We start from the raw sequence: 1,918 nt of genomic DNA on the forward strand, positions 1-1,918 counted from the left end.
CAGCTCGCGGCTGGAGCGCGCCACCTGATTGGAGCCGACGGCCGTTTCCAGCGCCGCATCGTGGATGCGGTTGATGTTGACGCTGACGTCATCGGCCACCGCCCGTTGCTGCGCGGCGGCGCTGGCGATCTGCGCGTTCATGTCGTTGAGCGCACCGACCTCGTGGCGGATCTTCACCAGCGCGGTTTGCGCTTCGTGGGTCTGCTCAACCGTGTGCTGGGCCATTTCGCGGCTTTCGCGCATCAGGTCAGCGGTCTTCACCGCACCCGTTTGCAACTGACCGACCATATCGCGGATTTCCTGGGTCGACTCCTGGGTGCGATTGGCCAGCGAGCGAACCTCGTCGGCGACGACGGCGAACCCGCGGCCTGCTTCCCCGGCGCGTGCCGCTTCGATGGCGGCATTGAGCGCCAGCAGGTTGGTGCGTTCGGCGATGGAGTTGATCACCGCCACGACGTTTTCAATGGCGCGGCTGTCACTAGAGACCTGGCCCACCGAGTCGGCGGCGCTTTCCAGCTTGCGTGCCAGCTGGTTCATCGCCAGCGCGGTGCCTTCGACCATGCGCTTGCCGTTTTCAACTTCCTGATCGGCCGTCTGCGTGGCAGTGGCGGCCTTGTTGGCATAACCCGCCACTTCTTTAACGGTGCTGGCCATCTGGTTGATCGCCGTGGCCATCTGTTGGGTTTCGCTGGCCTGCAGGCGCATCTGCTCGCTGTTACTGTCGGAACTGGAGAGCAGCTGCGCGGAGGATTGGGTCAGCGCCGTTGCCGCCGAACGCACTTCGGTGATGGTGGCCGACAAGTGCAGGTTGGTTGCCTTGAGCGCGCCCATCACGCTGTTGGGGTAGGACGTTTCAATCTTGTCCGTCAGCTCGCCGGCCGCGAGACGGCGGATGGAAGCCGCCACTTCGTGGGGCTCGGCCCCAAGGGTCGATTTGATGCTGCGGATGATGAGCAGCGAGGCAATCATCCCCAACACCACGGCGATGCCGGTGGCCAGCAGCATCAGCGAGGCGAACTGCGCGGCGGTCACCCGTACCGAACTGACGTGCCCACCAATGGAGGCTTCTTCCAGGTCGATCAGCGCATTGATGCGATTGAGCCAGTCCTTGTAGGCGCCGGATACCTGCTCCATCAAGAGCGTCTGGGCCTGGTCGATTTCACCCTGCTGGCGCAGCTTCAACAACTGTGCGGTGCCGGCGAGGGCGGTGCGCTCGGCGGTTTTGATGTTGGCCAGCCGTTCCTGCTCACGGGGCGAGGCGCCCCTGGTCTGGTAGATCCGGTCCATGGGCGCGGCAGAGGCTTGATAGAGGCCGTCCAGTCGCTCAATGTCGCGCAGGTGGGTGGCCAGCCCTGCGTCGTTGCGCACCAGCACCGCATCACGGATGGCAATCGCGCGGTCATGCACGCTGCCGCGGAAGTTAATGGCGTAGCGCTGTTTGACAGTAGCGTCCTCGCTGACATCGGTCAGGGTCGATTCAATCAAGCCGACCCTGTTCATGCCCACGAGGGTGACGAGGATCATCAGCGCGAGGACAAGCCCGAAGCCCAGCCCCAGGCGCTTGGCAATCGAAAGATTTTTAAACATGAGAGGCACCTGACGCAAAGTCGTGAGTGATATTAGAAGGCTACTATTGGGGTGACCTTATATAGCAGTTCACAAGCAGATGCCGGGTTATTTATCTATTAATGCAATAGCGACCGTTGTTCTTTTTAAGGGAATTTTCTTGCCGCAAAGTGTTCGCTGACGTGCGTTATGTCGCCGTAGAACAACAGGGATAAAAAAAGCCACCGCACTGACGTGGGGTGGCTAAAAGTCTTACCAAAGGAATGATGAAGCGGAGCATGATTCGACGGCCCAATGCTGCGGAGTCATTGGGCCAAAGATTCGTGTTCTTCATCGCCGACGACGGTAACAC

At 60.9% G+C, this 1,918-nt stretch carries 2 pseudogenes; both read right to left on the minus strand.

Annotated elements, in window-relative coordinates:
* Positions 1–447, minus strand: a pseudogene (locus VF672_RS24535) (methyl-accepting chemotaxis protein); the annotation flags it as partial.
* A gap of 630 nt (positions 448–1,077) precedes the next feature.
* Positions 1,078–1,587, minus strand: a pseudogene (locus VF672_RS24540) (MCP four helix bundle domain-containing protein); the annotation flags it as partial.
* Positions 1,588–1,918: the final 331 nt, after the last annotated feature.

The sequence above is a fragment of the Pseudomonas sp. genome (assembly GCF_036387035.1).
In the GTDB taxonomy this organism is placed as follows: domain Bacteria; phylum Pseudomonadota; class Gammaproteobacteria; order Pseudomonadales; family Pseudomonadaceae; genus Aquipseudomonas.